We start from the raw sequence: 7,632 nt of genomic DNA, 5'->3' as shown, positions 1-7,632 counted from the left end.
AAATTAAACCAATTCCAATATGAAACAAAAGAAGATCGCCAAATGGAAAATTATCGGAAGATGATTCTAGCTATGGCGAAGGATGTGCGCGTCGTTGTTATTAAATTAGGTGACCGCTTACATAATATGCGTACCTTAAAGCATATGCGTAGCGATAAACAAAAGCGCATTGCAAAGGAAACATTAGAAATCTTTGCTCCTTTAGCACATCGCCTTGGTATCTTCAATGTGAAATGGGAACTAGAAGATTTATCATTCCGCTATTTAGAGCCGGAAAAATATTATGATCTTGTAGATCAAATGAAACAAAAACGCCAAGCTCGTGAGGACATTGTAAATGATACGATGAGCCAACTTACAAAAGCGTTAGGGGAAGCTCATATTAAGGCAGATATTAAAGGTCGTCCAAAACACTTCTACAGCATTTACAAGAAGATGAAAAAGGACAATCGTGATTTATCTCAAATTTATGACTTGCTCGCTGTTCGTGTTATCGTTGATACAATTCCAGATTGCTATGCCGTTCTAGGTATTGCACATAGCTTGTGGAAACCATTGCCGTATCGTTTCAAGGATTACATTTCCATGCCGAAATCTAATATGTATCAATCCTTGCATACAACGGTTATCGGTACCATGGGGCAACCTGTAGAAATCCAAATTCGTACATGGGAAATGCACCGTGTATCTGAGTATGGTGTTGCGGCTCATTGGCGCTATAAAGAAGGCAATAAAAATGGCGATAAGGATTTCGACCAAAAGGTTGCCTGGTTACGCCAAGTCCTTGAATGGCAAGATACAAGTAATCCAACAGAACTAGTTAATGCGTTAAAACTAGACGTTTTCTCTGGTGAGGTATTTGTATTCACACCAAAAGGCGATGTTGTTAAATTGCCTATCGGTTCGGTTCCACTTGATTTTGCGTACCGCGTTCATACCGATGTTGGTCATCGCTGTGTAGGGGCTAAGGTAAACGGTAAAATTGTACCGCTAGATTACACCTTACAAAATGGCGATATTGTAGATATTATTACATCTAAAACAGGTCGCCCAAGTCTTGATTGGCTTAATATCGTAGGCTCTTCTGAAAGTAAGAGCAAAATTCGCAACTGGTTCAAGCGTGAAAATAAAGCTGAAAATATTGAAAAAGGCCTAGAAGCACTTGAAAAAGAAGCAAAACGATTAAACTATAGTTGGAAAGAATTAATCGCTGATAATCGTCTCCAACAAGTTACAAAACAGCTGAAAGCAGGTACTGAAGAGGAAATGTTTGCTGCTTGTGGCTATGGTGGTATTCCTGTCAGCACTGTTCTCTTGCGGTTAATTGAACTTTATAAAAAATCTAAAGAAGCAGAAGAGTCTAAGCGCAGCACTGAACAAATCATTGAGAAGTTAAAAGCTCAAGGGCCAAAAACGACCAAAAATGGTACGGGCGTTCTTGTAAAAGGGGAAGCTGGTGTCATGGTACGTATGGCGAAGTGCTGTAGCCCAGTTCCTGGTGATGATATCATCGGTTATATCACGCGTGGTCGTGGTGTATCCATCCATCGCTCCGATTGTACGAGCTTAGGCCATACGCCAGAAGATTTAGAGCGTATGATTGAAGTCTCCTGGGATGGTTCCTCTGGTGAATCTTTCCACGTAGGCATCGATATCCAAGCTTATGATCGAAATGGTCTGTTGATGGAGGTTATGGCTGTACTTTCAGAATTGAAAATCACCATTACAAACATCAATGCAAAGGTTCAAGAAGATACTAAAACCGTAAGTATCAATGTAGTTGTTGATATCCGAGATATTTCACAACTTGATTTTGTTATGACTAAGTTGCGTCGTATTCGTGAAGTATATACGGTACAACGTAGTAAAGGAGGGGCTTAATGAGTGAACAACAATTAGTGCTTATGCGCATGCCATTAGGTCCATTAGGGACTAACTGTTATGTTATCGGAGATAAAGAGGTAGGAGAAGCTTTCATTATTGATCCTGCTACTGCTGAAGTATTAGAGTCTTTAAAGAAACATGATTTAAAACCAAAGGCGATTTTGTTAACCCATGGTCATGGTGATCATATTGGTGGCGTTCAAGATATTGTAGATACATATCATGTGCCTGTATATATTCAAAAGGGTGATGTACCGTATTTGGCTGACCCTGAGCTCAACCTTAGTGCGTATAGCAATTCTACACCCATTAAGGTAAATGCTGATATCATCGAGGTTAAGCAAGGTGACCATATTACATGTGGCGCTATTGACCTTGAAGTACTTGAAACGCCAGGTCATACGCCAGGTGGGGTATGTTATTATATGGAAGGCCTTGTATTTGTAGGCGATACACTATTTAGAGATTCCGTAGGACGTACAGATTTTCCAAATGGTTCTTATGAGACGTTAATGGAATCCATTAAAACGCAGCTCTATAAGTTGCCTGATAATACTATGGTGTATCCTGGTCATGGGCCGGAAACAAATATAGGTTATGAAAAACAATACAATCCATTCGTTGGGGCGTAAGTTTTATAAAATTTTGTAAGAAGTAAAGGGGATAGTTATCATGAATACAACATTAGAAAAATTAAAAGAACGCATTAAAGACAAAAAATACAAATTGACTACACAACGTCAAACAATTTTACAAGCCTTCATCGATGCTGATGAAAATCATTTAAGTGCAGAAGACGTATATGTACTTGTAAAAGAAGTGGCTCCTGATATCGGCTTGGCTACTATTTACAGAACACTTGATCTCTTCACTGAACTTGATTTGTTGAAACGTCTTGATTTCGGCGATGGTCGTAACCGTTACGAATTAAATGATGAAGAGTTCGCTCATTTCCATCATCATTTGATCTGCGTTAAATGTGGAAAAGTATCCGAGTTTGAAGACGATATGCTTGAAACATTAGAGTCCATTATCGCTAAAAAATTGAACTTCCGCACTATCGACCATCAATTGAAAGTATATGGTTATTGCAGCGACTGCCAAAATCATATGTCTGAAGCAGAACTTGAAAAATTAGAACGTATGGCTCATCACCATGCTTAATGGATATCTATATACGGGACCATTACCGCTTGGTTCTGTAGTGGCCCATAATTGTGGTGCTGCAGGTCTGTTTTCTGACAAGGTGCATCCAGATGTTATCCTTAAAGCTCACGAAGTCGATGGATTGTATACCTTAACAGTTACCATTGGTGACACGGTTCAGACTTTTGAAGGCCCCGTTTCCTCTATGGGACGACGTCAAATAGGGCAAGCTTTGTTAAGCTATTTGCGTGAATATCAAGGCTTGCCAGTTGATGCACCATGGGGGACTATGGTCGGTGTACGCCCTACAAAGCTGCTACATAAATATATAGATACATATGGCTCTGTCCACACAGCAACTCGTCACATTAGGGACGAGTTTTCTGTGTCTATGGAAAAACTTGCCACTTTAGGAGCTATAGGTGAATACCAACGTCCGTTTTTAGCTGATACAGACGATAAAAAGGTGAGTCTCTATTGTGGTATTCCATTTTGCGATACTCGTTGTGTTTACTGCTCCTTTCCGTATGGACTCTATCAGGACTATGATGGTAAAAGCCAATTTTTAACTGCCTTAGGCCGGGACATAGAGGATATGAAAACTATTGTTGAATCTTATGGCTTAACGGTAGATACCCTCTATATGGGGGGCGGTACACCGACGGTGCTAGGGGACGAAGACTTTCACCAAGTTCTGAAACAGCTATCTATACTTGTTCCTGACGGTCATGAGTTTACTGTAGAAGCGGGGCGACCGGATTCTGTTAATCCTACAAAGTTACGATCTATGCTTGATTTAGGTGTCAATCGTATCAGTATTAACCCACAAACGATGCAAGATGATATTTTACGTCGCATAGGGCGTGGACGTAGTGCACGTGATATTGATGAGTTGTTACAATATGTCAAACATAATACGTCGTTAGCGGTAAATATGGATTTTATTGCCGGTCTACCAAATCAAACGATGCAAAACATGATAGAGAATATGGATTATGTATGTCAAAATCTGCCGGAAAATGTTACAATTCATACGTTAGCATTAAAACGTGGTAGCCCATTGTATGATTTAAATATGCAAGATGATATTCCTGAAGAACATCTCGTAGCAGAAATGGTACAATATGGTAAAGAGCGTCTTGAAGCAGCTGGCTATGTGCCATATTATCTATATCGCCAACAATATATGAGAGGGCAGTTAGAGAATATTGGCTATACCTTGCCCGGTAAAGCGTGCGAATATAATATTCAGATCATGGAAGAGCGACAAAGCATTCTATCCATGGGGCCAGGTAGCTCATCTAAGTGGATGCGAGCTCCTGAATATCGTCAATTGAAACAGCACATGCCAAAGGATGTTGATGTTTATCACGCAACGATAGATGCACTATTAGAGAAACGACATAGAATTTGTGAGAAATTTTGGGAGGTTGTGTAATGGCTATTAGAAAACCAAGAGGTACACAAGATTTTTTGCCAGAGCAAATGATAAATTGGCACTATATTGAACAACGTATGCGTGAAATTTGTAAAGTATACGGGTTCAATGAAATTCGCACACCTGCCTTTGAAGATACTAAATTATTCTTGCGCGGTATCGGTGAAACTACAGATGTAGTACAAAAGGAAATGTATACATTTACTACAGGCGATGACGGTGGCTCTAGCTTCACATTGCGTCCTGAAAATACGGCTTCTGCTGTACGTGCATACTTAGAAAATAAAGTATACGGTAAAGAAGGTCTAACAAAATGGTATTACATGGGGCCTATGTTCCGTCATGATAAACCACAAGCTGGACGTTACCGTCAATTTCACCAATTTGGGGCAGAGGTATTAGGTTCTCAATCTCCAGTTGTAGATAGTGAAGTTATCTGCATGGTTGTACAATTGTTGAAAGACTTTGGCCTTAAGGACCTCAATGTAGAGGTGAACTCTGTAGGTTGCCCAACATGCCGCCCTGTATATCGTGAAAAATTAATTGAATTCTTTGAACCTAAAAAAGAACAATTATGCAGTGATTGCCAAGAACGTTTATATAAAAATCCTTTGCGTATCTTGGATTGCAAAAATGAAATATGTAAATCCTTGTCCGTAGGTGCTCCTGAAATTCACGAACATTTATGTGAAGAGTGTCATGATCACTTTGAAGAATTAAAAACATATTTAACGGCTGCTAATGTGCAATATACATTAAATCCTCGCCTTGTACGTGGTCTAGATTATTACACAAAGACAGCATTCGAAGTACAATATACTCCATTAGGCGCACAAAGTGCCGTAGCAGGTGGTGGTCGTTACGATGGCCTTGTAGAGGAACTTGATGGTCCTCATACGCCAGCAATTGGCTTTGCTATGGGCATGGAGCGTTTGCTATTAGCCCTTGAAAAACAAAACTTGTTGCCTGAACCAACTGTTGAACCATCTGCATTTGTAGTGGCTCTTGGTGATGCGGCTAAGGTAGAGGCTTTCAAAATTTGCCAAGCATTACATGATGCATATGTATCCGTTGAAATGGACGGACAGGGCAAGAGTATGAAGGCACAATTAAAATATGCTAACAAAATTAATGCAAAATATGTTATCATATTGGGTGATGATGAATTGGCTCGTGGGGAAGCCATAATCCGATTCATGGAAACTAGTGAACAAGAAACTGTACCACTTGATACAGTTTCTGAACGTATAACTTCTTTGGTGAAAGGATGACAATTAGAATGGAAACAATGCAAGGCTTACACCGTACGCACGGTTGTGGCACCATCTCTGAACAAGAGGTAGGTAAAGAGGTCGTATTATGTGGTTGGGTTGAACGTCGTCGTGACCACGGTGGTTTGATTTTCTTGGATTTACGCGATCGTTCTGGCGTAGTACAAGTAGTAGCGTCTCCAGACCATAACGTAGAATCTTTCCACAAAGCAGAAGATGTTCGTAACGAATATGTACTTTGCGTACGTGGTAAAATTACAAAACGTGATGAAGCAGCTATCAATCCAAATCTTCCAACAGGTGCATATGAAATGTACTGTGAAGAGTTGCGCGTATTAAACTCCGCTAAAACTCCTCCATTCTATATCCAAGATGATATCGATGTAGATGAAAATATTCGTTTGAAATATCGTTACCTTGACTTACGTCGTCCAGAAATGCAACGCAACTTGATTTTGCGTCATAAAGTAACGAAAGCAATGCGCGACTTCTTCGATAGCCGCGATTTCTTGGAAATTGAAACTCCAATGCTTACTAAATCTACACCAGAAGGCGCTCGTGACTATTTAGTACCTTCTCGTGTAAATGCTGGTACATTCTATGCATTGCCACAATCTCCACAAATTTTCAAACAAATCTTGATGGTTGCTGGTTATGAAAAATACTTCCAAATCGTTCGTTGCTTCCGCGATGAAGATTTGCGTGCAGACCGTCAACCTGAGTTCACTCAGCTCGACTTGGAAATGTCCTTCGTAGATGAAGAAGACATTTACTCCATGCTTGAAGAAATGATTGCTCATGTATTCAAAACTGCATTGGGCAAAGAAATTCCATTGCCTATGCCTCGTATTACATGGGATGAAGCAATGGATAAATACGGTTCTGATAAACCAGATCTTCGTTTCGATATGGCCTTTACTGATGTAACTGATCTTGTAAAAGATACAGAGTTTAAAGTATTCCGCTCTGTAATCGATAACGGTGGTGTAGTTAAAGGTATCGTTGTACCTGGCGATGCTGGTATTCCACGTCGTGAACTTGATGACCTTGTTGAATATGTAAACCGCTACGGTGCGAAAGGTCTTGCATGGGCTTGCTTCAATGAAGATGGTTCTATTAAATCTCAAATCATGAAGTTCTTAGGTGAAGATACAATCCGCAATATCGGTGAAAAAATGGGCGCTAAAGGTGGCGACCTTGTATTGATGATTGCTGATAAACCTGCAACTGTAGCACGTGCATTAGGTGAATTGCGCCTTGAAATGGCACGCCGCATGAACATGATTGACCAAGATAAATTGGCATTCACATGGGTAACTGATTTCCCTATGTTCGAATATAACGAAGATGAAAAACGTTATGTTGCAATGCACCATCCGTTCACAATGCCTCGTCATGAAGATCTTGATAAATTGGAATCTGATCCTGGCAGCGTAAAAGCGATTGCTTACGATATGGTATTGAACGGTGTTGAAATCGGTGGCGGTTCCTTGCGTATTTACCAATCCGATGTACAAGAAAAAGTATTCAAAGCTATTGGTTTATCTGAAGAAGAAGCTAAATCTAAATTCGGCTTCATGCTTGATGCATTCCAATACGGTGCACCTCCTCATGCTGGTTGTGCATTCGGCCTTGATCGTCTTGTTATGTTGATGGCAAAACGTCAATCTATCCGCGACGTAATCGCATTCCCTAAAACTCAATCTGCTTCTGATGTAATGAGCCAAGCTCCATCTGAAGTAGAACCTAAGCAATTAAAAGAGTTGCATATTAAACCAGATATCGAGGAAGAAGAAGAGCAATCTTTGGTGTAAAAACATAGGCAAGAATTGATTAAATTTGAAATGTCAAGACTTGTTAATTACGAATCTTTCTGATACTATTTATGTATAA

The 7,632-nt window shown here is 40.0% G+C and carries 6 protein-coding genes; all 6 read left to right on the top strand.

What is annotated here, in order from left to right:
* A partial coding sequence (locus QZR70_RS02730; RefSeq protein WP_295792948.1) for a bifunctional (p)ppGpp synthetase/guanosine-3',5'-bis(diphosphate) 3'-pyrophosphohydrolase occupies positions 1-1,881 on the top strand: 1,881 nt, incomplete at its 5' end.
* Positions 1,881-2,516, top strand: coding sequence for an MBL fold metallo-hydrolase (locus tag QZR70_RS02725; protein WP_295231240.1), 636 nt, complete (start codon positions 1,881-1,883; stop codon positions 2,514-2,516). The genes QZR70_RS02730 and QZR70_RS02725, both read left to right, overlap by 1 nt.
* Positions 2,517-2,556: 40 nt before the next feature.
* Positions 2,557-3,048: a Fur family transcriptional regulator gene (locus QZR70_RS02720; RefSeq protein ID WP_105085886.1), complete on the top strand. Its 492-nt coding sequence runs from the start codon at positions 2,557-2,559 to the stop codon at positions 3,046-3,048.
* Entirely contained in the window at positions 3,041-4,468 is a 1,428-nt protein-coding gene (gene hemZ, locus QZR70_RS02715) for a coproporphyrinogen dehydrogenase HemZ (RefSeq protein WP_295792946.1), read from the top strand. Before QZR70_RS02720 ends, hemZ begins: the two co-directional genes overlap by 8 nt.
* Entirely contained in the window at positions 4,468-5,739 is a 1,272-nt protein-coding gene (gene hisS, locus QZR70_RS02710) for a histidine--tRNA ligase (RefSeq protein ID WP_295792943.1), read from the top strand. The genes hemZ and hisS overlap by 1 nt, the downstream gene beginning before the upstream one ends.
* Before the next feature lie 8 nt (positions 5,740-5,747).
* Entirely contained in the window at positions 5,748-7,553 is a 1,806-nt protein-coding gene (gene aspS, locus QZR70_RS02705; protein ID WP_295792941.1) for an aspartate--tRNA ligase, read from the top strand.
* Positions 7,554-7,632: the final 79 nt, after the last annotated feature.

The organism is uncultured Veillonella sp. (genome assembly GCF_900545205.1).
Classification (GTDB): domain Bacteria; phylum Bacillota; class Negativicutes; order Veillonellales; family Veillonellaceae; genus Veillonella.
The sequence above is the reverse complement of the archived record's forward strand: the minus strand, read 5'-3'. Positions and strand labels throughout refer to the sequence as shown.